Origin of the sequence: Lentibacillus salinarum (assembly GCF_042679865.1) — a bacterium.
In the GTDB taxonomy this organism is placed as follows: domain Bacteria; phylum Bacillota; class Bacilli; order Bacillales; family Amphibacillaceae; genus Lentibacillus; species Lentibacillus salinarum.
On the sequence record NZ_JBHTNH010000058.1, the window covers coordinates 1 to 24,801 of the forward strand.

General features: G+C 43.3%; 23 protein-coding genes. 19 read left to right on the forward strand and 4 right to left on the reverse strand.

What is annotated here, in order from left to right; all coding sequences use genetic code 11:
- Window positions 1–387: 387 nt before the first annotated feature.
- The 6 genes from ACFQ4A_RS17560 (at window position 388) to ACFQ4A_RS17585 (ending at window position 4,809) form a co-directional block, all read left to right on the forward strand.
- Window positions 388–630 carry a hypothetical protein gene (locus ACFQ4A_RS17560; RefSeq protein WP_382402691.1) on the forward strand — a complete coding sequence of 81 codons (243 nt, stop codon included), beginning with the start codon at window positions 388–390 and terminating at the stop codon, window positions 628–630.
- Between the two features lies 1 nt (window position 631).
- Entirely contained in the window at window positions 632–994 is a 363-nt protein-coding gene (locus ACFQ4A_RS17565; protein WP_382402692.1) for a retropepsin-like aspartic protease, read from the forward strand.
- A gap of 271 nt (window positions 995–1,265) precedes the next feature.
- Entirely contained in the window at window positions 1,266–2,960 is a 1,695-nt protein-coding gene (gene nagZ / locus ACFQ4A_RS17570; protein ID WP_382402693.1) for a beta-N-acetylhexosaminidase, read from the forward strand.
- Between the two features lie 282 nt (window positions 2,961–3,242).
- Window positions 3,243–3,482: a dihydrodipicolinate synthase family protein gene (locus ACFQ4A_RS17575; RefSeq protein ID WP_382402694.1), complete on the forward strand. Its 240-nt coding sequence runs from the start codon at window positions 3,243–3,245 to the stop codon at window positions 3,480–3,482.
- A 314-nt stretch (window positions 3,483–3,796) separates the two neighbouring features.
- On the forward strand, window positions 3,797–4,321 hold the full coding sequence (locus tag ACFQ4A_RS17580) for a GNAT family N-acetyltransferase (protein WP_382402695.1): 525 nt from the start codon (window positions 3,797–3,799) through the stop codon (window positions 4,319–4,321).
- A gap of 2 nt (window positions 4,322–4,323) precedes the next feature.
- Complete coding sequence (locus ACFQ4A_RS17585) at window positions 4,324–4,809, forward strand: hypothetical protein (RefSeq protein ID WP_382402696.1); 486 nt, start codon at window positions 4,324–4,326, stop codon at window positions 4,807–4,809.
- Window positions 4,810–5,814: 1,005 nt separating this feature from the next.
- Here ACFQ4A_RS17585 and ACFQ4A_RS17590 read toward each other — a convergent pair.
- Window positions 5,815–7,107, reverse strand: a complete 1,293-nt coding sequence (locus tag ACFQ4A_RS17590) for a hypothetical protein (protein WP_382402697.1) — start codon at window positions 7,105–7,107, stop codon at window positions 5,815–5,817.
- Between the two features lie 263 nt (window positions 7,108–7,370).
- On the opposite strand from ACFQ4A_RS17590, the gene ACFQ4A_RS17595 reads away from it, so the two are divergent.
- The 9 genes from ACFQ4A_RS17595 (at window position 7,371) to ACFQ4A_RS17635 (ending at window position 17,153) form a co-directional block, all read left to right on the forward strand.
- A complete protein-coding gene (locus ACFQ4A_RS17595) occupies window positions 7,371–8,408 on the forward strand; it encodes a TAXI family TRAP transporter solute-binding subunit (RefSeq protein ID WP_382402698.1) in 1,038 nt (345 codons plus the stop codon).
- Complete coding sequence (locus tag ACFQ4A_RS17600; RefSeq protein ID WP_382402740.1) at window positions 8,408–8,950, forward strand: DUF1850 domain-containing protein; 543 nt, start codon at window positions 8,408–8,410, stop codon at window positions 8,948–8,950. Before ACFQ4A_RS17595 ends, ACFQ4A_RS17600 begins: the two co-directional genes overlap by 1 nt.
- 15 nt (window positions 8,951–8,965) lie before the next feature.
- Window positions 8,966–11,146: a TRAP transporter permease gene (locus tag ACFQ4A_RS17605; protein WP_382402699.1), complete on the forward strand. Its 2,181-nt coding sequence runs from the start codon at window positions 8,966–8,968 to the stop codon at window positions 11,144–11,146.
- 128 nt (window positions 11,147–11,274) lie between these two features.
- Window positions 11,275–12,309, forward strand: a complete 1,035-nt coding sequence (locus ACFQ4A_RS17610) for an NAD(P)H-dependent flavin oxidoreductase (RefSeq protein ID WP_382402700.1) — start codon at window positions 11,275–11,277, stop codon at window positions 12,307–12,309.
- A gap of 171 nt (window positions 12,310–12,480) precedes the next feature.
- Window positions 12,481–12,801 carry a hypothetical protein gene (locus tag ACFQ4A_RS17615; RefSeq protein WP_382402701.1) on the forward strand — a complete coding sequence of 107 codons (321 nt, stop codon included), beginning with the start codon at window positions 12,481–12,483 and terminating at the stop codon, window positions 12,799–12,801.
- A 2,067-nt stretch (window positions 12,802–14,868) separates the two neighbouring features.
- Window positions 14,869–15,186, forward strand: a complete 318-nt coding sequence (locus ACFQ4A_RS17620; RefSeq protein ID WP_382402702.1) for a YfzA family protein — start codon at window positions 14,869–14,871, stop codon at window positions 15,184–15,186.
- Between the two features lie 125 nt (window positions 15,187–15,311).
- The gene (locus tag ACFQ4A_RS17625) at window positions 15,312–15,683 is read left to right on the forward strand and encodes a GntR family transcriptional regulator (RefSeq protein ID WP_382402703.1); all 372 of its coding nucleotides are present in this window, start codon (window positions 15,312–15,314) and stop codon (window positions 15,681–15,683) included.
- Window positions 15,684–15,688: 5 nt separating this feature from the next.
- Entirely contained in the window at window positions 15,689–16,555 is an 867-nt protein-coding gene (locus ACFQ4A_RS17630) for an ABC transporter ATP-binding protein (RefSeq protein ID WP_382402704.1), read from the forward strand.
- Complete coding sequence (locus ACFQ4A_RS17635; RefSeq protein WP_382402705.1) at window positions 16,548–17,153, forward strand: ABC-2 transporter permease; 606 nt, start codon at window positions 16,548–16,550, stop codon at window positions 17,151–17,153. Before ACFQ4A_RS17630 ends, ACFQ4A_RS17635 begins: the two co-directional genes overlap by 8 nt.
- A 321-nt stretch (window positions 17,154–17,474) precedes the next feature.
- Here ACFQ4A_RS17635 and ACFQ4A_RS17640 read toward each other — a convergent pair whose 3' ends face one another.
- Window positions 17,475–18,140 carry an HAD family hydrolase gene (locus ACFQ4A_RS17640; RefSeq protein WP_382402706.1) on the reverse strand — a complete coding sequence of 222 codons (666 nt, stop codon included), beginning with the start codon at window positions 18,138–18,140 and terminating at the stop codon, window positions 17,475–17,477.
- 520 nt (window positions 18,141–18,660) lie between these two features.
- Between ACFQ4A_RS17640 and ACFQ4A_RS17645 the strand changes: the two genes are divergently transcribed.
- The 3 genes from ACFQ4A_RS17645 (at window position 18,661) to ACFQ4A_RS17655 (ending at window position 21,286) form a co-directional block, all read left to right on the forward strand.
- Window positions 18,661–20,004 carry an MATE family efflux transporter gene (locus tag ACFQ4A_RS17645; RefSeq protein WP_382402707.1) on the forward strand — a complete coding sequence of 448 codons (1,344 nt, stop codon included), beginning with the start codon at window positions 18,661–18,663 and terminating at the stop codon, window positions 20,002–20,004.
- A gap of 225 nt (window positions 20,005–20,229) precedes the next feature.
- Window positions 20,230–20,847 carry a lysozyme family protein gene (locus ACFQ4A_RS17650; protein WP_382402708.1) on the forward strand — a complete coding sequence of 206 codons (618 nt, stop codon included), beginning with the start codon at window positions 20,230–20,232 and terminating at the stop codon, window positions 20,845–20,847.
- A 58-nt stretch (window positions 20,848–20,905) separates the two neighbouring features.
- Window positions 20,906–21,286, forward strand: a complete 381-nt coding sequence (locus ACFQ4A_RS17655; protein WP_382402709.1) for a RidA family protein — start codon at window positions 20,906–20,908, stop codon at window positions 21,284–21,286.
- A 676-nt stretch (window positions 21,287–21,962) separates the two neighbouring features.
- Here ACFQ4A_RS17655 and ACFQ4A_RS17660 read toward each other — a convergent pair.
- Complete coding sequence (locus tag ACFQ4A_RS17660) at window positions 21,963–22,208, reverse strand: DUF1450 domain-containing protein (protein ID WP_382402710.1); 246 nt, start codon at window positions 22,206–22,208, stop codon at window positions 21,963–21,965.
- 213 nt (window positions 22,209–22,421) lie between these two features.
- Entirely contained in the window at window positions 22,422–23,630 is a 1,209-nt protein-coding gene (locus ACFQ4A_RS17665) for an MFS transporter (RefSeq protein WP_382402741.1), read from the reverse strand.
- A gap of 257 nt (window positions 23,631–23,887) precedes the next feature.
- On the opposite strand from ACFQ4A_RS17665, the gene ACFQ4A_RS17670 reads away from it, so the two are divergent.
- The gene (locus ACFQ4A_RS17670) at window positions 23,888–24,787 is read left to right on the forward strand and encodes a DUF1002 domain-containing protein (RefSeq protein WP_382402711.1); all 900 of its coding nucleotides are present in this window, start codon (window positions 23,888–23,890) and stop codon (window positions 24,785–24,787) included.
- The last annotated feature ends 14 nt before the right edge of the window (window positions 24,788–24,801 follow it).

The following is a 24,801-nucleotide window of genomic DNA, read 5'->3' on the forward strand; positions in this document are numbered from 1 at the left end:
AAAAACATGAAAAAAATTTTAAAACAAACCAAAAAAGGAAAATAGTACGCTGTTTTTGAGCAATTTAAAACCGCCAATAACGTTGATTTTGCAGCGCTTATGGCGGTTTTTAGTGTCAAAGATGAGACTGTCATTTCTGAGGAGATATTTGTTCTTCTTCAAATTGGACATGATAAATAAATATCTCTAGTACGAATCATTCTTCCGTAACATAACACTATTCAATCATCGGACGCATTTTTGGAATAAGATCTTATTCTGGTAAAATTTGACAATGGCAATTGCTAAAATTTCAAGGATGGTTTTTGATGAAAAATCATATAAAAGTGAATGGGAGGCTTCTTCAAACTAGCGATATAATAATGTTGAATGAAAGGGGCGGTAAAATTGAAATGGTCAGAAGTTAGAATTATGTACCCGGATCAATTTGTTAAACTGAAAGTACTATCGTCTCATATTAAAAACTATCGAGAAATCATTGAAGATATGGCTGTTATAAGACCTGTACCCGACGAATCAGCAACAAAAGAACTTTTAAAATCAAAAGATGAAGATTTAGTTTATCACACTTCCCATGAAAATATTGTACTTGAAGTCCGGCAAGATGTAGGGTTGAGGAGATTCTACTAACATGAAAATAAAATACAAACATGGATTGCTACTAGTGGATATGACGCTGAGATATAATGGGAAAAATAAAGTGATCGAAAATTTGGTGGTGGATACAGGGGCTGCTCGGACACTTATTTCTCAAAATGCAGTAGATGATATTGGTATGCAGGTTGATTTACATGATAAAATTGTCACTTATTATGGAATTGGTGGAAAAGAGTATGCATTTAGAAAAAATGTAGACAGTATCCAAATCAGTGATTGTACGATTGAAAACATCGAAGTCGATTTTAATGATTTTGGATATGAGGATATTAACGGATTGCTTGGGTTAGATTTGTTAATGCAAGCTGGATTTACTATAGACTTATTACAGCTTTAAATGAATAGAAAGAGTTGAGGGGAATCCTAAAGGGGTTCCTTTTATTTGTATATGATTATTACAGATGGTTTAAACTCCATTAATTATTAGGTTATGCCACAAACGCGCGCAAGAATGGAATAAGCATTGCTCCCTTTCTTGAATTATTGGAAGAGTTTTTAGGTGGATCTTACATGTTAAAATATCATTATCCTTTTTGGAGAGTTGGAGATGTAAATGGGAAATAACACTGTTACTGAACTATGGAATGACTATTCGCGGAGGAATTACTATGATCAGGCGCATCGCTATTATAATCATCATTGTTATCATCGCTCTTGGGGCGGTTTTCATTTTCATCAGTTCATCGGGTGATGATACAAATGTTAAACAATCAGACCAACAACCAAAGAAAACACTACCTGATAATGAAAATAAAGAGACCCTGAAGCTTGAACCATCTTTGGACAGCATATTCGACTTGGCCAAACAAGGAAAAGTCATGGACAATAATATCGTTGTTGGTGAAACGACTGCCGATGATGTGCAAGAAGCTTGGGGAGAACCGGATGAGAAGGCTGATACGGATGTTGGCCTTTTTTTAAACTATACATCACATGACATCGATGTCGGCACTACAGACAATATTGTGTCCGATATGCGTTCGTCGCAGGATCAATTCACATCATTCGATCTGGATACAATTAAATCATATGAAAAACCTGATGATACGCATTACTACCAGGATGATGGTCACAATCAAATCATTCTTGTTTATGAACTTTCCAATGATTATGTCTTGAAATGGGTGTTCCCGAAGCGTTCCGGTGATGCTGATAACCCTGACGTGGATCATATTTCATTATCGAAGGAAATAAGCAGAGGCAATAAAGGCATGTATTCAAGTGATACAGACAATATGAGCCTTAATGAAAAAATCGGGCAAATGATTTTTAGCGGGGTCAATGGAACAAAAATGACGGCTGAGACAAGAAGTATCATTCAAAAGTATCATGTGGGAGGTGTCATTTTATATGGCGATAACATTACAAGCAAGACGCAAACCGTCAACTTTTTAAATGAGATGAAAACCGCGAATGCTGACAATCCTTACCCATTATTACTGGGGGTCGATGAAGAAGGTGGCAGTGTGACACGAATGCCCGATGAGATAAAAAGTTTGCCGTCAAGTCGTTCGATTGGGAAGATGAATGATCCAGATGTGGCCTTTCAAGCTGGTTCCATCCTCGGTGAGCAGATGAAAACACTCGGTTTCAATTTGGATTTTGCGCCTGTCCTTGATGTTAACAGTAATCCGGATAATCCTGTTATCGGCGATCGTTCGTTTGGCAACAATCCGAAAATCGTATCACAGTTGGGTATCCAGACGATGAAAGGAATCCAAAGTGAAGGGGTTATTTCAGTCATGAAGCATTTTCCCGGGCATGGGGATACCAGCAAGGATTCCCATTTAAAACTGCCTAAGGTCGATAAAAGCTACGGGGGACTGTCTAAATTGGAATTTACGCCTTTCAGGAAAGCCATTTCGAAGGGTGCTGATGTCAGCATGGTTGCACATATTCTGCTACCAAAAATCGATGAAAATTATCCTGCCTCCATGTCAAAAAAGGTAATCACGGGCATTTTGCGGGAGGATTTTGATTTTAATGGTGTCGTAATTACCGACGACTTGACGATGGGCGCCATTACAAATCAATATAATGTCGCTGAGGCAGCCGTCCGGGCAGTGAAAGCAGGCGGAGATTTATTGCTTGTTGGACATAATCCAGATTTGATTCCAATTGTATTTGATAAATTAAAAGCTGCTGTTGACAATGGGGAAATAAGCGAAGCAAGGATTAATGAAAGCGTTGAACGCATCACACACTTGAAAGAAAAGTACCAGCTTTCGGATGAAAAGACACCAAACCTCAATGTTCAATCGATTATTGAGGAAGTGGAAGCCATTCGGGAAAAGGTGTACTGATCATCACGAAGGGTGTATGCCCATTCGTTATGTAAAGAGACATTTAAGCCTTGACAACGAATCGTGAAAGCCTTCAACACTATTAACTAGTGGGAGATTGTTTATTCAAGAAAATGGCGCGATTATCTAATAAAAATCGCGCCAATATCGCATATAAGGGTCAGATTGTTGAAGAAGACGGTGGGATATTTATGCTGAAATCTGATTGGCATTGTGATGAAATGTACCCCAATTAAAGGGCAGTTTAGTTTAAGTGGATAAACAGGGAAAGGGGGGGACAAAATGCTAACAGAAAAAGTCCATATTGCCGTATCTACAGCTTTTTTTGAAGATGAATCCTTAAATATTCAAGGGACAATAAGCCATATAAGAGATCTGTATAAACAAGGGATAAAATCTGTTCTTGTTTCTGGTACTACTGGAGAACAGCATAGTTTTAACCTCCGAGAGAAAATGGAAATAATAAACGGTTTAGAACAGGATGAAGAACTCATTAGTAATATGGAAATTATTTTTAAGTAAACAAGAAAGAGCAACAATAGAAAATATGATGGAACAAGTTTACCAGGGAAATGCTACTGTGAATCTGAAAAAAACCATTAATCATAAGGGTGTTCCATTAGGGATTTGCAGGAGTCCAATAGGAAATATTTAATTAGATAGTGAAATATCTTTAGACTGACTCATAAAATGTATATAGGTTTCGTCTCAGACGCTGAGTTATGCGTACTTGATACATGGGGACATCTGATATGGATTGGTAAGGGATCTGAAGAGATAAATAGAAAACTAATAGAGTTTCTTATACGTAATCATGTAAATGAGGGTGGTTTCCAATGCTGAGTACTTTTGAAACAGATAGATTAATTCTACGTGAACGAACGCTTGAAGATTTTGAGAAATGTATTGAAATGGATCGTGAACCAGAGGTTGTGGATTATATTCCAGAGCTACAAAAGATTGTAAGTGGAACGTCAGCTAATGAAAAAAAGCATCGGTCATTTGTTAAACAAAGATTTGAGGCTGAATATCCGGAAGGGATGGGGTACTGGACAATAGAGACGAAAGAGGACCATAAAAAATTTGTAGGATGGGTGTTGCTAATTCCTCTTGATGCGGTTGGGCCAGACATAGAAATTGGATGGAGGTTACGACCAAAATATTGGGGTAAGGGCTATGCTACAGAAACAGCAAGAGTGATCTTACAATATGCTGTTGAAAGCCTTAAATTAAAAGAAGTAATTGCTGATATTCATAAAATGAATAAAGGATCAATTAGAGTTGCTGAAAAGATAGGGATGGCGTACAAGCGGACAGAAGAGGCTAGTGATTATATGAGATTTGCTCTTACTCGGCATTAATAGTGGCTTCATCAATCGGGCGCAAATCCGGAATAAGAATAAGAACTGCGGCAGTTCTTGGTGCACAAGCAGATTTTTATACTTCAAAATTAAAGGATCTTGCGTATTCAGTAGTGATTGAATCAAAAGATTTAACAGAGGGCGAATTTAAGGTAACATCAGAAATTAGGGTAGACAACGTATACACGCTTTATACCGCAATCGGTCGCTTTTCCCTAATAAAAATAGCGCCAATATCGCATAAATGGTTTATTTATATTGAACAACACGCCAATGTTTTAAAGGAAAGGAAGTATCAATTGAATAAAATTCTAATGCTTATTCTAAGTCATCTTTATTTGTTCGTAGGTATGTTTTTGTTAATTTTTACATACCAGGGCGTAATTGTTGGTCCTTTTCAATATTTTTCTTTGGGTGGCGGATATATTTTTTGGATAGGCGGAATAGTAGCTTGTATATGGATCCTGATAAGGAAAAGTAAAAACTAACAAATTTTATAAAATTGTACGACGTACCCGTAATAGTGTGTGTGATATAATCGTTGTTGTATTTAAAAACAAGGCGACGTAACAATCCAAAATTATCGGCCCGCATCTTCTTCAAACGGGCGCGTTGATCGAATAAGAAGGCTTTTTTATACGTGATGGTTAAGATCTACAAAAACAAATTGCGTTGTATGCCGGTTTAAAAATAATGTTGAGGAATAAGGAAATAAAAATGTGTACAAATATTGATTCCGTGGTATAATGAACATAGAAAGATTATAAGTGCATACACTAATAAAGACTGCCCATGCTATAACATGAAGCGGCCATAATAGACCGAACCCCATCAAGAGGGGCTAGGCAGCTAAGCAAAAGTAATCCCCTAGCGCCACTCAAACGCATACGAGGGGTTATTTTTTATGGTTTTTGTCAGAATAATAAACGCCACCAACATCTCAGGGGGATATCATCAGCGTCAGTGCACTAACAATGTCCATTGGCAAGCACCTCCCTCCCCGAGAAGCCTCCCAACGAAGACTAACGGCAGATCGACAATGCTACCAAACCCCTCATGCTAAGCCAGTCTATTATGTTCATTATAACATATTACAATCATTTATACTGTAATTAATGAGCAATTTTTTGTCTTCTTCAAACTGGGCTGTCATTTTCAATGTCATTCAGCACCTTTTTTGGACACTATTTTGCACTGTACAATACGTAATAAAGCCTAATTCCCCTCCTTTTTGAACGAGGAATCAAGCTTTTCATTTTATACAATCGTGTCTAATAACAGAAGAAGTTGAAGTTGTGTGAATTGATGGTATTTAAACATAAGAGATAAAATGTTTATTGCAAAGAAGCAACCGCCGATTAAATGATAACGCTTTAAAACGCTCAGATTCATGACTGAGCGTTATTGACAGCGATTCAGTTGCTGCTGAAATCTGTAAGATAGTTATACGCTTCTCCCCATACTTGATCTGCGACATTCACTCGCCGGGTCGTTCACTGGTTCAGCTTGAACAGTTTCCGCGGGCGTCCTTTCACATACGGTTTTTCTTCGCCAATTGCTTTTATCACATCGCCGGCCATCAGCTTTTTGATGGTGCGCTCGGCACTGCGCTTGGTGACACCGTAATAGTTGGCGATATCATTGGAGGAAAAAGGTTCATTGTTCCGCACTTCGATAAAATCAATGAAATTATAGGATAATTCATTGTTTAACTTGGCCTTATGTATTAAGGAACGGTAGAGTGTGGACGGATTGAATTCCTTTTTGACGCCGAGCGGTCCAATCAGGTCACGGCGCTCATTGGCGATATAGCACGTTCCATCCTCATTATTAGCACAGGTTCCGAGGGCCAGTTTGGCGTTGTCTTCAGCCTGTTTTGCTGTCAGGCCAAGACCGAAGCCGATATCAACCGGTGTCGCCAGCTCACTTTCGATGTTTTTCAGCAAAGGAAAGTCGCGATAATGGCTGGTAATATGATCCAGCATCCCGCGTGTTCCAAATAAAACAAATTGGTCGTCACTGGTGGCTACAACAGAGGCATGGGTTTTCCGGGCGTAATTCAACAGCACGTGGTGCAATGTCTGGTGCAGGGCCTGTGTATGCTGGCCGCCTTTTTCTGCCTGCATCGTTTCGAAATGTTTGATCCGGACGTGTCCGGCGACGATTTGCGCGCTTTGTGACCGGTTGACAGCGGCGATCGATTTGGCCTTGTCCACTGCCCGCATCAGGTTCAGTTTCGGAATCGCCATACAGCTGGCCGGTATGCGCTTTTCATTGAGAAACGCTGCCACTTCCGGAATTGAGGTTAGGGCATGATCAATCCAGCCACCACGCCACATGGCTTCGTGCCAGCGGGCGATTTGGCCGATGGCAGTGTGGGGATCGTCTCCATAGCCGTGTGTATGAATGGCATGATCGTCCAAACCGGTATCATAAAGCACATCGGCCACATGTGCTGTATCCGGTATATCGATGGAGAGGCGCTCCAACGCGTTGCCGTAACGATTTTTTACATGATATAGAGCCGTCAGAATCATGTACGGATCATAATCCACCTGAACGGCAGGAAGCCGCTTTTTATCAATAACTGGTTTGGCATACAAATAGGGTAGTGCCCCGATAAATAAATAAATATCACACATAATGGCCTTTTGGATCAATGCTGGTGTTTCTTCCGCTTGCTTATAGATAAATGGGAATATGTCAACATCTTCCAGACTTTCCGTATAGCGGGCAATCCGGTTGACGCTATTTTCCTGACCGAATACAGCAACTTTAACTTTCACGCGGATTCCTCCTTGTTTCGATATAGGGCGCCAGCGCACAACGATTTAACGACATCATGATTTGCTGGCAACTTTATAGTACGGAATTTTCATAATATTGTCAAGAAAGGTTGAAAAATAAATTTAGACGTCCTGTCATACTTACAGTTTGGGATGGTACAGCGGGAAAACTAAGATTCTCGTAGTCTTTTAAAACTTGACACACCCTATGAAAACGGTTTAAATTAAGAATAGCTTTATAAATATATAAAGGGGGAATTTTCATGAAGAATCTGAAACTTGTGGGTATTCTACTGATTGTCATGCTGCTGGCACTTGCGGGCTGCGGCAGTGCGCAAGATGAAGGGTCCGACGATGACAGCGGCAGTGACAATGGCGGCGGTGATGACGCATCAAGTGAAGAAGTGCGTGTAACGCTTGGCACCGGGGGAACAAGTGGGACGTACTATCCGTTGGGGGTAGCCATGACGGAACAGATTTTTGCTGATGCGGAAGGTGTTTCCCAGTCCAGGGCCGTCTCAACGGGGGCATCGGTCACCAATGCCCAGGAATTGGCTGAAGGGAAATATGACGCCGTCTTAATCCAGAATGATATTGCTTACTATGCTGTCAACGGTGAAACGCTTGAAGACTTTGAAGGTAATACAGTGGATAATATGGCTGGTATGACATCACTTTACCCTGAAGATATTCAGGTGGTCACAACTGCAGATAGCGACATTGAATCACTGGATGATCTGAACGGCAAAAATGTGGCCGTCGGTGACCAGGGCAGTGGTGCGGAAGCGAATGCTAAACAGATTCTGGAAGCGGCCGGGATTACTTATGATGATATCACGCCGGAATATATGGGATTCGGTGATGCCTCCCAGGGATTGCAGAATGGCACAATTGACGCGGCATTCATTACCGCCGGCGCACCAACGAGTGCTATCCAGGAATTGGGTGCGAACAAAGATGTTAACGTGCTGTCACTTTCCGATGACGTGATTAATGACCTGACATCTGAATACTCGTATTATACTGAGCGCACGATTTCTGCTGATACGTACGCGGATTACGGCCAGGAAGAAGATATCAATACAGTGGCCGTGATGGCTATTCTCGTCGTGGACAGCGAACTGCCGGAAGACACGGTTTATAACATGACCAAAGCCATGTTCGAAAACCGCGAGGAAATGGAAGCTGCCCATGACCGCGGATCGGATATCACGCTGGAAGGGGCGAGGGATGGCATGTCCATTGACCTTCATCCAGGTGCGGAAAAGTATTATGATGAGGAAGGCGTTTCCGCTGAGTGATGGAAACAAGGCCACACAAACGGCACAGCCTGCCTAAGCGCAGGCTTGCTTGGTTATTGCTTGTGATCATGCTGCTTATCGGCATTTATTTGCTGCTGTCACCTGTACACGTCATGTTTGCCAAGGCAGACAACGGGGACGTCCTGATAGCCAAGCGGATAAATGCCGATACGCATTTTTCATCCCGGTACATCCATTCCGTGGAAAAATGTCCGATCATTGAAAAATATGTGGTGAGTGCTGATTATGTGATGGTTCTGATGGAAAGCTGGAACTGCAATTTCGGAGCCGGTATTGAAACACAGCCGCCTCCAGGTGCGACAGATCGGCTGGAGGACGGTTATTATGTGATCGATGACATCGATAAAGCGTTCGATGATGTGCTGTTTCATCCGGTCAGCATAGCCGAACAGCAGCTCACGATTGATGATGAAACGTGGGAAATATCACGTGAGCCATTTGAAGGCAGAACCTTTAGGCTGTTCATTGAAAAAGAAACTGTTCTAATGTATTTATGGCATCAATTATCCTTGACTGGATAGGAAAGGAGGGTCTTTATGGCCAATACGAATTTAGATGCAACGGTCAGTCAAGAGGAAATGAATGAACAGCTAGACGAGCTGGAAGGCAGTGACCGGACGCTGTTTGGCTGGATGGCAGCGGCTGTTCTAGTCGTGGCTGTTGCGTTTTCACTGTTTCATTTATATACAGCTGGTATTGATATGCTTCCGCGCATGCAGCAGAATGCGATTCATTTGGCGTTTGCTTTAACCCTCATATTTTTAATCTTTCCGTATAAAAAGAACCTCGGGCAAACGAAAATCCCCTGGTATGATATGGTACTAGCTGGTCTCGGGGCATCAACAGGTATTTATATTATGATGATTTCCGATGTGCTGGTCGGCAAAGTCGGTAATCCGAATATGCTGGACACCACGATGTCCTTCATTGCCTTGCTGCTTGTTCTGGAAGCAACACGGCGCGTTGTCGGTAAACCACTCGTTATATTAGCGACGATCTTCATGCTGTACGCGTGGCTTGGTGATATGTATCTGCCTGACTTTCTTGGCGCCCGGTCGGTACTACCCGATGTGCTGAATCACTTTGGCTTTACGTGGCGCGAAATTGCCGAGTTTATGTATTTGTCCAATGAAGGGATTTTTGGTACACCACTTACCGTTTCGGCGCAATATGTCTTTATTTTTATATTGTTTGGGGCTTTTTTGGAAGTGACCGGAGCGGGGAAAATGTTTATCGATCTGGCTATGTCGCTCGTCGGTTCCTTTAAAGGCGGGCCTGCCAAGGCATCTGTCATCTCGTCCGGGATGATGGGGTCAATCTCAGGGAGTTCGGTGGCGAATGCGGTGACGACTGGTACGTTCACCATTCCGCTGATGAAACAAACCGGCTTCAGGCCAAAAGTCGCTGGCGGTATTGAAGTGGCCGCATCATCCAGCGGGCAGCTGCTTCCGCCTGTTATGGGGGCTGCTGCTTTTATCATGGCTGACTTTACCGGTATCCCGTATTTGGATATCGTCAAATCAGCCGCGATTCCGGCATTGCTGAGTTATACAGCCATTTTGTTCATGGTTCATTTGGAAGCGAGTAAGCACAACCTGGTAGGGATCCCGCGAAAAGATCTGGTGTCACCCCTGAGGATTTTTGCCGGCCGCGGTTATTTGCTGCTGCCGATTGTGGCGATTATCGTTCTGCTTGTTCTCAGGCTGACACCGATTCTGGCCTCATTCATGGCCATTGTCGGGACGATTACGATCGCATTGTTTTCCTACCGCATGCAAAAAAGCTTCGGTGCCGGCTTTCTCGTGTCATTGCTGTTCACCGGTGCCGCTTATGCCGCACATTTATTGTTCGGCTTGAACGAATATGTCACCTATGTGGCAATCGGCAGCCTGCTGTTTGCGCTCATCTGGTATGCAATGGGCAAAAAGGCTGGCGGTGGCGAAAAGCAGATCAAATTCGGTTGGCGGGAATTTTTCTCCGCACTGGAACTCGGGGCCAAAAACGCGTTGAGTGTGGTGGCGGCCTGTGCGGCTGCTGGCATTCTCACCGGTGTGGTGACGATGACCGGATTGGGCCCGATCTTTTCCGGTTTGATCCTTGATTTGGCGAACGAGCAAATCTTCCTCGTTCTGCTGTTCACCATGGCCGCATGTATTGTCATGGGGCTGGGGCTGCCGACAACAGCGACTTATATTGTGTTGGCTGCTGTGATGGCGCCAGCACTGGTACAGCTGGATATCCCGGTGCTGGCGGCCCATCTGTTCGTATTCTATTATGGCATTTTGGCTGATGATACACCGCCGATTAATCTGCCGGCCTATGCGACATCAGGGATTGCCAAGGCTGATCCGGTGAAAACCGGCGTTCAAGGGTTCAAATTTGATATGGGGGCACTGCTCCTGCCGTTTGCCTTTGTGCTCAATCCGATGCTGATTTTGCAGGATGACACCGCCACATGGCTGCAAATCACGTTAAGCATCGCGACAGCCTTTATCGGCATCATTGCCTGGTCAACGTTCATCCAAAGCTATTTGTTCACTAAATTTGGCTGGATTGAACGTATCCTGGCGGTGGCGGCTGCTGTTGTGCTGCTTAATCATTCATTATGGACGGATCTGGTCGGTGTCGGATTATTTGCGGTGATTGTGGTTTTCCAATGGTGGAAGAAGAACCGGCACGACGACGCGCAGATGGAAGCGGCCGATGGAAGTGCCTAGTGTGATAAGAGCTATTTTGCAGGTGTTCTGCAGGATAGCTCTTTTTGCCATATGGCAGCCTGATAGACATAATGGGGCGGCGTCCGAATGTGTGGTACGCTTGGCGTCAAAATGGGAGGAATGTAATGATGAATGAACTTATGAGAAAGCTCGGAATCGATGTGCCGATCATTCAAGCCGGCATGGCGGGCGGGATTACAACCCCTGATATGGTGGCAGCCGTATCCGAAGCGGGAGCGCTTGGCACGATTGGGGCAGGGTACATGCGTGATGCTGCCTTAAAGGCGGATATTCAGGCAATCAGGCAGATTACTGATAAACCATTTGCCGTGAATGTGTTTGCCGTTGATTTGCAAACATTTTCCGATGACATCGCACCGATGCAGCAATTCCTGAATCATTACCGGGATGAATTGGAAATAGACGCAGGAGAAGCTTCGATCAACGTCCACGATTATTTACAGGAAAAAATTGAGGTGATCATCGACGAAAATATCCCGGTTGTGAGTACAGCATTTGGGGTGTTACCGGCTGTCTTAATCGAACGGTTGAAGCAGCATGATGTCACGCTTATCGGGATGGCTACGAATCTGGAGGAAGCCAAACAACTGGAGGTGGCCGGGTATGATGCGGTTGTTGCACAGGGTATGGAAGCGGGTGGTCACCGCGGAACGTTTGATGTGGAAAAGTACCCCAATGGTTGTCAGATTGGCTTGCATGTGTTGGTGCAGGAATTATTGGATCGCGTTAGCCTGCCGGTCATCGCGGCCGGCGGTATTTATGGTAAAAGCCAGGTGGATGCTTTGCTGGGTATGGGAGCAGCGGCTGTTCAGCTGGGCACCCGCTTTTTAGTTGCACAAGAAGCCGGTACCAATATGGCCTATCGCCAGGCGCTAATGAAAGCACATACGATGGACACGGTTGTGACGAACGTTTTCTCCGGCCGGCCTGCCCGTGCTGTCCGTAACCGGTTTGTGGTAGAAGTGGAAGCGAGTGAAATCGCCCCTAAGCCATTTCCAGTGCAAAATCAAATGACCAAACCCATTCGCTCCGCCGCGAAAAAATATGACATACCGGATTTACAGTCACTGTGGGCCGGGCAAGGCGTTGGTGCCATTCACAAGGAAGAGAGCGTGGCCGAGATAGTGGGGGCGCTTATCTAAGTGCTGTGACAGAGTCGATTCTGTTTAAAAAAGATGTATCAGTTTGGCAGTATCTTCATAACAAATAAGGCATTCATATATGTTTAGGTTTTTTAGGCAATAAACGGGTTATATTGCGGCATAAAATGTTGAAGTTGAATCAATTAAAAAATGAAAGGAGGAGATTCTAATATGAGCTTAGCTTTGGAAATTGCGCGTATTTCACTACCTGTTGTAATAGTGGGTGGGATTACAGTATTTGTAGTTTTTAGAATGAAACATAAATATAAGAAAGGCACCCTGGGTAAGAAAAAATCAAAAGGCGCTCAAAATTTATTAGATAGTTTAATACCACTCGGAATGATGATTGGTTGTGCTGTTGCTGTACTTCTTAGCATGTTTTTCCCAATCTCCTTACTATCTACAATTGGTTTGGGTGCTGGAATAGGTTTATTATTTGGTTATTTTGCTTATGAAATTTATAGTAAGAAGGAAGCAATCATTCATAAATAGCTATCTTCCTGAAACGGGTGCCGATTCACGAATAAATAAGATCGCGTCTTTCTCTGCATTTTTAATTGTTACATTTACATATTTCAGTAATTATAAAGTGACAGTAGCCTAGCGGTTAGTTGTAAGCAGAATACAAGGGGAGTTAAAGATGAAACGTCATATTTTTGTTGCTTCGTTTTTGACTTTAAACTACGACGCACTGCGGTAAGTTGATTTCCGCTCCGGGCAGTCGCTTTCCGCGGGCAACGCTTCCACAATCAAAGCGCATTTATAGAATAAAGAAATTACCTTAATTACAAAATGGAAATTAATTGTGTACATTCATATCAATCGTGGTATAATATATGTAGAAAGTTCATAAAATAATAAAGACCGCCCATGCTGTTACATGGAGCGGCCAATAGACCGAACCCCATCAAGAGGGGCTAGGCAGCACAAGGTAAAAATAATCCCTCGGCGCTACACCAACGCATATGAGGGGTTATTTTTTATGGTTTTTGTCAGACATAATAAACGCCACCAACATCTCAGGAGGATATCATCAGCGTTAACGCACTAACAATGTCCATTGGCAAGCACCTCCCTCCCTGGGAAGTCTCCAACGAAGACTAACGGCAGATCGACAGTGCTACCAAACCCCTCATGCGAAGCCAGTCTATTGTGTTTTATTATAACATATTGCTATAATTTATACTGTAATTAATTGAGGAACTTTTCGAACCTTTTCGAACTGGTCATTAATTTAACAAAAAATCGTTTAAATCATTGCTCAGTAAATGGACACGTTAACTTATGCGCCTTGATCTGACTATACAGCATACCAGCTAATATTAGAAATGACTGTTCAGGAATCGAGCGCGTTTCTTTAATAAAGAATACGCTGCATATAATGGCCAAGAATCAGCACAGATGAATAAAGGAAGGTTAAAAAAATTATTTAAACTTCTTAGGCAGTGATATAATGGAAATATGCAATAATCGCGTTTTCCTCAAGGGAGGTCGGCGCATTCCTGTCGGTTGTAGTGTCATACGATACACTATAACGGAAGGGGGGTGTTGCCCATGTCTGTTTTTGCAACGTCAATAATTAAAAGTTATGGTTGACCTTATAAGAAAAACTAAGACTTTCACTACAAACCTTTGTGAAAGCCAAGTTTTTCTAAAGACACTGGTTCTAATGATCGCTTTCGCAACACTCGTTGTAACGATTACAGACCAGAAAAAATAGAACTCCCTTAATTTACCAGTCTAGTGAGGTCTATTCCTTACTCGCGCTGACCCCTCTTGAAGGGGAGCGATTCATTGCTGACCGGAGATATTACCGTATCTTCGGTCTTTTATTAGTTTATGCTTTTTTCTTGTCTCTATGTTTATTATAACACGAAAAGCGGTTTGCAAACAAAAAAATATGTGATTGTTTTTGTTACCTTTCTTACAGCACAGCTCGCAGATTGCTCCCATCGGCGTACCTAACGTTGCATTTTCTTAAAAGCGCTTTACAATGCAAAAGAAAAATTTAAAACCCATATTGAAAAAATGCTTCCGTTCAAGATCCTTTATTTTATGCCGTCTTAGGCCAAATGCTATTGGTTACTAGGGTTAAAAATATACTGAATGATTATTCGACTAAGCATTTCTACAGGTCTTTATATTTTTAAAAAGAGCAATTATGAAATTGATTTTTTAATCTAGTAAGAGCATGTTTTGATAAATCTTTTGTCAAAACATGCTTTCTATTTGTTTATTTAAAAATGCAGAGGGTGCTAATTTTCCAAAGTAAGTGGCCTAATTTAAATTGTCATCTGACTCAAATTTAAGTTGCTATATATGTATTTATAGATTGTATCGCGCCTCTGTTCGATTGTTTTAAGGATGGTGTATGTAAAATTTCCTTCGTGTTAAATAAAATGGTTGAACGTGCATTTACATGTGTATATAATGTGCATATAGTATATATACATTATATAAAAGTGTGGGGAATGACATATAGAATGGTCCCAATCGCAGCAAATGGCTTGACTAAGCGTATTTGATAACATGCATGGAAGGTGAAAGGAGAAGGCTCACTTGTCAGGTACAGAAAAAACACATCATATTAATTTAGCAAAGCACTGGATGATCACGATTGGTATATTTTTAATTGTTCAATTGCTCTTTATCGCCGTTGATGGTACTTTCCTGGAACCAAACATCAACGATAGTGACCACTTATTCGCCAGGATAGGAAGATCGATTTTGGACGCAAAGCTCTTTACTGAATGGATTACCCCTTATTCCTATCCATTTTTTAATATGGCCATGACAATTCATGCGATTGCTATATTGATTCAAGCGGTGCAGGACATGATGTCAAGTATGTTTTTTGGTAAAAATCGCACTCGTTAGGCCTTTAGCGAATGTGTTCGTTTTTCTTATACGTTGGACGTTAAAATTTTAGCTACGCCGAGTCTACTTCTAGGCTAAAATCTATACTTTCCTAAAGTGCAAAAAAATAAAGATGAGGGATTGGCATGCAAATCATTATTTCCAACAGTTCAAAGGAGCCGATTTATGAACAAATTACGGATCAAATTAAATCGTCTATATTAGCAGGTGAACTACAGGAGGGCGCGTCTTTACCTTCCATGCGTATACTCGCAAAGGATTTACAAATTAGTGTGATTACGACGAAACGTGCCTATGAGGAATTGGAGAAGGCAGGCTTTATCTATTCCATTGTCGGAAAAGGGTCTTTTGTCGCAGAGCAAAATTTAGAGCTCATGAGAGAGAAGAAGCTGAAGGTCATTGAGGAGCAGTTGAGTGCGGTCATAACGAATAGCAGAGAAATTGGGTTATCACGTGATGAGCTGCAGCAACTATTGACGATTTTATATGAGGAGTGACATGGATGGAAAATGTGGTTGAATTAAAAAATGTAACGAAAAACTTCAAAGGTTTTTCTGTTAAAAATATTGATTTACACGTGAAGAAAGGCTTTGTAACGGGATTCATTGGCGCAAATGGTGCTGGTAAGTCGACAACAATAAAAATGATGATGAATCTATTAAAGCCGGACTCTGGGGAGGTTAAACTGTTCGGATTGGACTATACGACGCATGAGAAGGCGATCAAGGAGCGCATTGGGTTTGTATACGATGGCAATGTATTTTTTGAAGGGCTGAACTTAAACGATATAAAGCGCATTGTTGGACCAGCCTACAAACGCTGGGATGATGCATTGTTTTATCAATATGTTGAGCAATTCGAATTACCGCTTAATAAAGCGATAAAAACGTTCTCTAAAGGGATGCAAATGAAAGCATCATTGGCGATAGCCCTGTCCCATCATGCAGAGCTGATCATTATGGATGAGCCAACATCAGGTTTAGATCCTATTTTTAGGCGGGAACTGATGGATCTCCTGCAGGAAATAATGATTGATGGTCATCGTACCATTTTCTTCTCCACGCATATTACGACAGATTTAGATCGTATCGCCGATTACATAGCTTTTATACAAAGCGGGGAATTAGTATTTAATCAATCCATTCACGACGTCGCTGAAAACTATGCGCTCGTTAAAGGCGGATTGGACCTTCTGGATAGCGACACAGAAAAGGCGTTTGTTCATGTTCATCGTGCAGCAACAGGTTTTGAAGCATTAACGGATAATATCGAAGAAGTGAACAATATTTTCGGCGATTCAGTTGTCATTGAACAAGCGTCGCTGGAAGATATCATGTATTACTTGAAAGGGGATAGACACCGTGTTTAATTTAATCAGACGTGATGTCATATTGCAGAAAAGACTACTTTTAACCTTTATTCCTTTTGTTGCATTATTTATCATTACAGACAAACATCCAGCTTTCATTTTTTTGGTTGCCAGTATTTTTATTCCCTTTAATGCTTTTGCTTATGATCAAAAAGCAGAGACGAATATTTTGTTAAATTCGTTACCTTACACACGTAAAGAAATTATCGTATCACGCTATCTTGGTGCTTTTCTTTATATGGTTTTAGCCGTTGGGGTGACAAGTCTGGCATTATTTATTTCGAATAAACCTTTTACGATGACTGATATGGCGATTGGCAGTGGCTTATTTCTGCTGTTTGCTGCGTTCACGTTTCCGCTGTTTTATATATTTAAGTCAGGCTATATTATGCACGTTGTTCTCATAAGTTTTATCCTTTTAGCAGGCATTGGGCATCCTATTGTTATGTTTTTAGGGGAGCACTTACCAGCCATTATCGATTTTATTTACAGTTTATCCACCCCGGTTTTATATACGGGAGCGGCAGCTGTTACCCTGGCATTCTATGCTGTCTCCTGGGGGATTACCACGATCATTTACCAGCGAAAAGCGTTTTGAGTGTTTTTTTGAGCTAGCTGAAAACAGAAGCAGCACTATTCCATTTTGGACCTAATCGAATCAGTATGCGTCCTTCTGATTCCGGCCATTTTGCGGGACAATGCATGTTAAGGTTCTTCTTGTCATAATCGTTACGGATTAACAAATACAATAAACCCCAATCATTAGCAAAAACAAAATTCTAATTATAATATAAGTTAACGGCGAATAATCTTTTTTAGCCTAAAGACGCAAGAGTTGAACAACGATAGGCTGTTGTTCAGCAGCCCATCGTTGTGGTTTATAGGGTAGGATAGTTGGGCAAAACTTCCTGTGACAAAACTAATGACAGAAAATAAAATCCTTAAATTCTTTGACTGTTTCAAAGTAATAATCAGACTCTGTCTTCATCCATCGCTTTATTTCAGGGATGCTGTGGGACCATCCAGCAGCTGCAAAATCCAAGTTACCGTTTTTGGCCATCACCATTCCTGGCTTAAGATCATCTAGCACAAGGGCGTCTGATTCTTTAAGATTAAAATGAGCTAAAATTTGCTTGATCGGATAAGGATGTGGTTTTCTCTGGTGTTCCTCAAGTTCCCAGCCAAAAATGTCATCTGGTGAAAACCCACAATGTGCTAAGTAGTCTCTTTCAATTCGCGTTCTTTCTGAATGAGAAACAACAGTCACGATACCCCCTTGGTTTTTAAATTCTTGAACGGTTTTAGGAAAAGTATCATAAAAGTCAGGAATGGTTGACCCAGTGTATTCCTTCCATATTTTTTGCTGATGCTGTTGTTCTGCTTCTGTCAATTGAATAATGTCCTTACATAAAGAAGAAAACCCTGGATTAAAACAGTACCCAACGAATTCTTCAAATGTCATGGGTTCAACATTGGGCCTTAACTCCTTTAAGGCTTGAACAAAGGACGGATAATGTATATCAGGTGTGCTTTTTACCGCTGTGTCATCGTGGTCAAGGATTAAACATTTATATCTTAACGTCATAAGATCCCCCTTTGAATTTCCTCTTCATTTTATCATTTTTTCGACGAGGTAGACTATGGTTCCCCCAACTAAAGGGGCACATATCTTGAATAAGGTGCTTTTTTCTTAGCGTGATAGTGTATTTACCTTCAACTTAAACAATCAACGTTGAAGCACTTTATCACAATCTAGATAATTTTTGTCATATTTCAGTCACTGTACGTCTTTTTCATTTATGACAACGTCAGGAAATATAAATTAAGGGTGACCTTATAAGAAAAATTACGGTGCCCACTATAAGGCAAGGCGAATGCCACGTTTTTCTAATGTTATAACGTTTTTCGAGCCTTTTTTATAATAAAGTACGAGTGGGTAGATTTAATACATGATTATAAAGTCATTGTGGCCTTGCGACGTATAGATTGATAGACTATTGGGAAAATAAGTTAGTGATTATTTCAGCGGGAAGACAGATCAATCCATGCTATAATGGGTAGATGAATTAGTCGCGACAGATTCATTCACAGAAAGGTAAAAACCCATGGCTAACCAGCATGATTTCACACAAGGGAATATACTGAAGCATTTGATCATCTTTTCCGGGCCCTTAATGCTGACGAACTTGCTGCAGACATCGTACCAGTTTGCCGACAGTCTATGGGTTGGTAACTTGCTCGGCTCGGATGCACTCGGATCAGTGGCGATTGCCAGCACGATCATTTTTACAATTCTGTCGTTTGTGCTTGGTTTGAATAACGCCGCTCTGACCATTTTATCCCAGCAAAAGGGTAAGGATAACGAATCTGGGCTGAAACGCTATTTGAATGCGTTCGTCGTGATTTTGACCATCATGGCCGTTGTGCTGAGCCTGTTCGGTTATACGCTGTCCGAGCAATTGCTAAAGCTGCTCGGCACCCCGGACAATATGCTGGCGGAAGCTGAAACGTATTTACAGATCAATTTTCTTGGGATTTTGTTCTTGTTTGGCTACAACTTTATCAGTACCGTACTAAGAGCGCTTGGGGACAGCAAGACACCGCTTCGGTTTGTTATGGTTGCGGTTCTCTTGAATATTAGCCTGAATCCGTTGTTCATTGCTGGGCTGGACTTCGGGATTAAGGGTGCCGCGTTTGCCACTATTTTGGCGCAAGGGAGTGCGTTTCTGTATGGCATTATCTATGTGCTGGTAAAAAAGCTGGCACCATTCACTGTCCCGACACGCCCGTCCAAACGGGAGGTCAGCCTGATTTTGAATCTGGGTATTCCATCCGGCTTACAGATGGCGGTCATTTCCGCGGGCTCGGCAGCCATCATGAGTGTTGTGACGTTCTTTGGGAGCGGCGTTGTTGCCGGTTACGGTGCAGCACAGCGTCTCGACAGTGTTCTCATGCTGCCTGCTCATGCCTTGGGCACAGCTGTCAACAGCATGGCCGGGCAAAATATCGGTGTCCGTGATTGGGCGCGGGTGAGGCGCATTGCTAAATATGGTGTGTTGTATAATTTTTTCATTATGTTGCTTGTGGGGCTCACCGTTGTCTTGTTTGCGGAATACGGTATCCGGTTGTTTATTGAGGATGCGGAAGCCGTCGCGTTCGGAACCAAATATTTGCAAATTGTCGCCTTGTGCTACCCGTTTCTGGGCATTAATTTTATCCTAAACGGCATTGTCCGGGCTGCCGGCGCGATGTATCAGGTGCTGGTGCTGAACATCATCTCGTTCTGGGTGCTGCGTTTTCCACTTGCTTATCTTTTTTCCGGCTGGTTCGGCGATACAGGAATCGCACTTGGTATGGGAGCCAGCTTTCTGCTCAGCAGTTTCGTCGCGTTTATGTATTACCGGTTCGGAAAATGGCGGGAGAAGCAGCTTTTTGCCAGGGGTGAATAGCTGGGTTAACGGGCGTTGCATAGCATTCGCGATGGACGCGAGCGGCGAAACATGGGCATGAGCACGGCATACATGGGCGTGATCGCAGCCAATATTGGCGCGAGCGGCGGGGGATGGGCGCGATCGCAGCGAACATTGGCGCAGGCGGCGAAACATGCCCCCGAAGGCTCGCAACAAACAACACTGTCTCCATCACATTTCTGCAACAAAAGATAGAGGGATTTTATGAAACGAAAAACGAAACAAGCCATTAAGCGGACGGCAATCGTTTCCATCGCTATATGTGGTCTATTACTTATCCTTTCTGTTATGTCAACAGACTCACAGCACGGCCGCTCCAACTTGGGTACACCGGCAGTCAGCCAGCAGGTGCGCGATTATCAGCCACTGATAGAAAAATATGCAGACAAATATGAAATCGCGGAACACGTGGACGTGCTGATGGCGATGATGATGCAGGAATCCAGCGGACGTGGCAATGATCCGATGCAGGCTTCGGAAAGTTATTGCGGATCGCGCGGCTGCATTGATGATCCAGAGCTTTCCATTAAACAGGGCGTTCATTATTTTTCCGAAACATTGGAGAAAGCGGACGGGGAGCTCAGACTGGCGGTTCAGTCGTATAACTTCGGCAAAGGGTTTATTGATTATGTCGACATGAATTCGGAAACATATACACAGGAAGCAGCGATTAATTTTTCCCGGGAAATGTATGCGCAAGCCGAGGACCAATCAGTGTTTCGCTGCCCGCGTGATGAGGCGAAAGCGATCGACGCCTGCTACGGCGATATATATTATGTGCGCGATGTCATGGCCTATACCAAAGCTGTGGCGGAAAAGTAGTCTCATAGGCTGCTGACATGATATGCTTAAGGCAAATTCAAAAAAGGGAGGAATCATGATGCGAAACGCCATTCAAACGGAAAACGCACCAGCTGCTATCGGCCCATATTCACAGGCAATCCAGGCAGGTGATGTCATTTATGTCTCCGGTCAGATCGGGATTAACCCGGAAACCGGTGATATTGCTGAAGGAATCGAAGACCAGACAAAACAGGTGATGCACAATTTGCAGGCGATTTTGACCGAGGCGGGCGCAGACTTTTCGCATGTGGTCAAATTCACGATTTACCTAGCGTCCATGGATGATTTTGCGACCGTCAACGAGATTTACGGCAGTTATTTGACCAAACCATATCCGGCGCGGGCGACAGTTGAAGTGAGCCGGCTACCGAAAAATGTGCTTGTTGAAATGGATGCCATCGTCTATCCCACATCCTAGGGGTTTGCCTTAGTCATAGTGGCAAAATGTTACATATCGGCCCAATGACTAGGTGATCATCCACCGAAACGGATGGGATAGTGCCCGGTTAATCGACATGCCTTAAGTGCCATTTCCCGACAAAATATTCCCCGGGCAATAATCGGGAGCAGAAGCTGTCGAAACATGTTTTGTAATAAATAATAACTGGTCACTATCCCACATATAACGGACACTCACCCCCTCAAAAAAGAGGGATGAGTGTCCGTAAATGTCTGATTCTGCTCGGGCCTGCACGATGCAGGTTACAAAGGCGTTGCAACAGGACGTTGCGAACTTAGCCTTTGTTCCCTAATATCATCGGAGAAAAGCGTTCCGATGATTGAAGTTTCGCTTTATCCCGCATGTAATGGACACTAATCCCCCAGAATACGGGGGATAACTGTCCATAAATGTCCGATTCTGCTCGGGCCTGCACGATGCAGGTTACAAAGGCGTTGCAACAGGACGTTGCGAGCTTAGCCTTTGTTCCCTAATATCATCGGAGAAAAACGTTCCGATAATTGAAGTTTCGCTTTATCCCGCATGTAAGGGTCAGTAACCCGTCAAAAAACGACGGCTAACTGACCCTAAATGTCCGATTCTGCTCAACTAACAATCATCGGAGAAAAACGTTCCGATGATTCTAAGTTTCGCTTTATTGATAAACGGTCAGTTCTTCTTTTATGGCTTCGCGTATTTTATCTAAACATTCCTCAGGGGTGTTGCCGTGAACGCGGCGATTATTGACTAGTGCGTAGGGCCTGACACGGCACAAGCCGCAAAAAGCTAAACACTCATTCATCAGTACGGCTACCTCTGGAAATTCACTTTCGATAATGCCCTCTATATCCAAAGAAGTGATCGCGTTTCCGTCACAGATCTCAACGACAATTGCGCCCATAGCTATCACTTTCTTTCTAATTTAAAATCATATGCAGTTATTTTTAACATATCCAGTATAACATATCAAATGCACGGCGTATACGGCAGGCTAGCGTGGTGGGATATCGGCATGAGTGCGGCAACTTCAGCTCAAGCACGCAAACCGGAGTGACCGTTATTCCAGATAAAACCAAAAAAACAGCAGCTTTACAAAAGCTGCTGTTTTCAATGATCAGTGGGACGACACCGGACGGCTATGCTTCCGTCGTTTTCCGGTATACTCATGCTTATACCAGGTGCCCAGCATCATAGCCCCACTTGCAATCAGTAAAGTACTGGTAACGAAAAAGACAGCCGAAAAACCAAAGAACCCGGCCAGTGCGCCGCCCAGGGCAGGGCCGATAATATTGCCCAAAAACCGCAGGCTCGTATTGTAACCGAGCACCTCACCCTGCATCGAAAGGGGCGCTTCCTGCCTGATGTAGGCGATCCGGACCGGGATAATGCCGCCGATGGAAATGCCCAGCAGGAACCGTAATATGACCAGCTGCCAAATGTTCGTGACAAATGCACCCGGGAAATACACAATCCCGGCCATGAATAACAGGAATATTAATATTTTAATGTAGCCGATCCGATCGCCTAATCGACCCCAGCGTCTGGCCATTAACAAATTGCCGAGACCTGCCGCTGAGAATGCCATACCGGAAAAGAACGCGATGCTGGTTGGCCCATGGATCTCAGCCACATACAACGACAAAATGGGCTGGATGCTGAAGTGTGCCACCTGCACGAGTGCGGATATCAGCATGACTGCAAGCAGCACGGGGTGGCCGATGATGTGCAGCAGGACGTCTTTACTTGTATAGGTGGTTTGGTCTGCTGTGCTCGCTTCATTTTGATGCAACACTTCCCGGATCCCAAACATCACAAGCAATCCGGACAGAAAAATGGTGATGGAAACCCATTTGAATGTTGCGGAGTAGCCGAACGTGTCGGCCAGCACACCGCCAAGCAAAGGCCCCATCAGATTGCCGGTGACACTGCCGGTCTGCAGCGTTCCCAATACCCGGCCAGCGACTTCTTTAGGTGTTTGCGTGGAAATGAGCGCCTGTGACATCGGGATAAAGCCGGTAAAGATACCCATGAACAGCCGCAGGAAAAAGAGTTCCCACACAGAATCGGCAAAGCCCATTAATAAAACCGATAAGCCCATCCCCAGAGCGGATAGGGTCAATATATTCTTTCGGCCGTACTTATCACCGATCCGTCCCCAGATGGGCGAGAAAAGAAATGCCGTACCAAACGTGATGCCAAAAATCCACCCGGACCAGTTTTGCACGTAGGCATCTGAAAAGTTGCCGAATTCCTCGATATACAATGAAATAAATGGCAGGACCATCGTTAGACTTCCGCCAACAAAAAAATTCGCAACCCACATAATGGCTACATTTCGTTTCACATTCTGACTTTCCCTGGAGATATAAGTCCCTTCCTTCTCAATTATTTCGCTACCCTAAATATATAGAAGAACGAGCGACATTTAAAGCTTAATGCTTATGACTTATTTTTCCGACTAACAGAGCATTAACACGAAAAAAGCTATCAAAATTGAACATAAAACGTTATAATGAATCTTAAGTATAAGTAATAACAACTAGGACAAACTGAAATCTTTCGGTAAAGGAGCAGCAAACCATGAAACGTTTTCTGAGATCAACGCTCACTTTTCTAATACTGGCAGGTCTTATCATCGGTCTTGCAGCACCGGTCCAGGCAGCCAAGGACGGGATTAATGAAAAACTGGGCATGCCGATTGTGGTGTATGGGGACACCCTGTCTGACACGCAAAAACAGGATACAGCAGAACTGCTGGAAGTCCAGGATCCTGAGGCCGTGGAAGAATACGAAGTGACTGGAGAGGATATTGCCAATTATATTGATGGCAATCCGAACTCGAATATGTATTCATCGGCCAAAATCACCCGTGAAGAGGAGGGTGAGGGCTTAACCATCAACATTGTCACACCCGATAATATCACCGAAGTCACGAACGACATGTATGCCAACGCCCTTCTGACAGCCGGTGTGGAAAACGCAACGGTTGACGTGGCATCCCCTGTGAAAGTAAGTGGTCACTCGGCACTGACAGGCATCTATAAAGCGTACGATGTTGAAGGCGAACAGCTCGATAAGGAACGCATGGAACTGGCTAACGACGAACTGGATGTCGCCACCGATTTGGCGGACAAAGACGGCATGAACCAGGATAAGGTCACTGAATTGCTGGCGGACATTAAACAGGCCATTTCCGAACAGAACCCCGCCACCAAAGAAGACATTGAACAAATTGTCCAGGAGCAGCTTGATAATCTGGAAATCTCATTGAGTGAAGAAGACCGGCAAAAGCTTGTCGATCTATTTAACCGGATGCGTGATTTGGATATCAATTTCGATAACGTCAAAAATCAGCTTGATGAGATTGCTTCAAAAGTGAAGGATCTCGTTAATGACGAAGGATTCTGGAATAAAGTCGAATCATTTTTCAGCAACCTGTTAAAACAGATCCGCGGTTTTTTGGAGGGGTTGTTTGGGTAATCGGATCCCCCGCA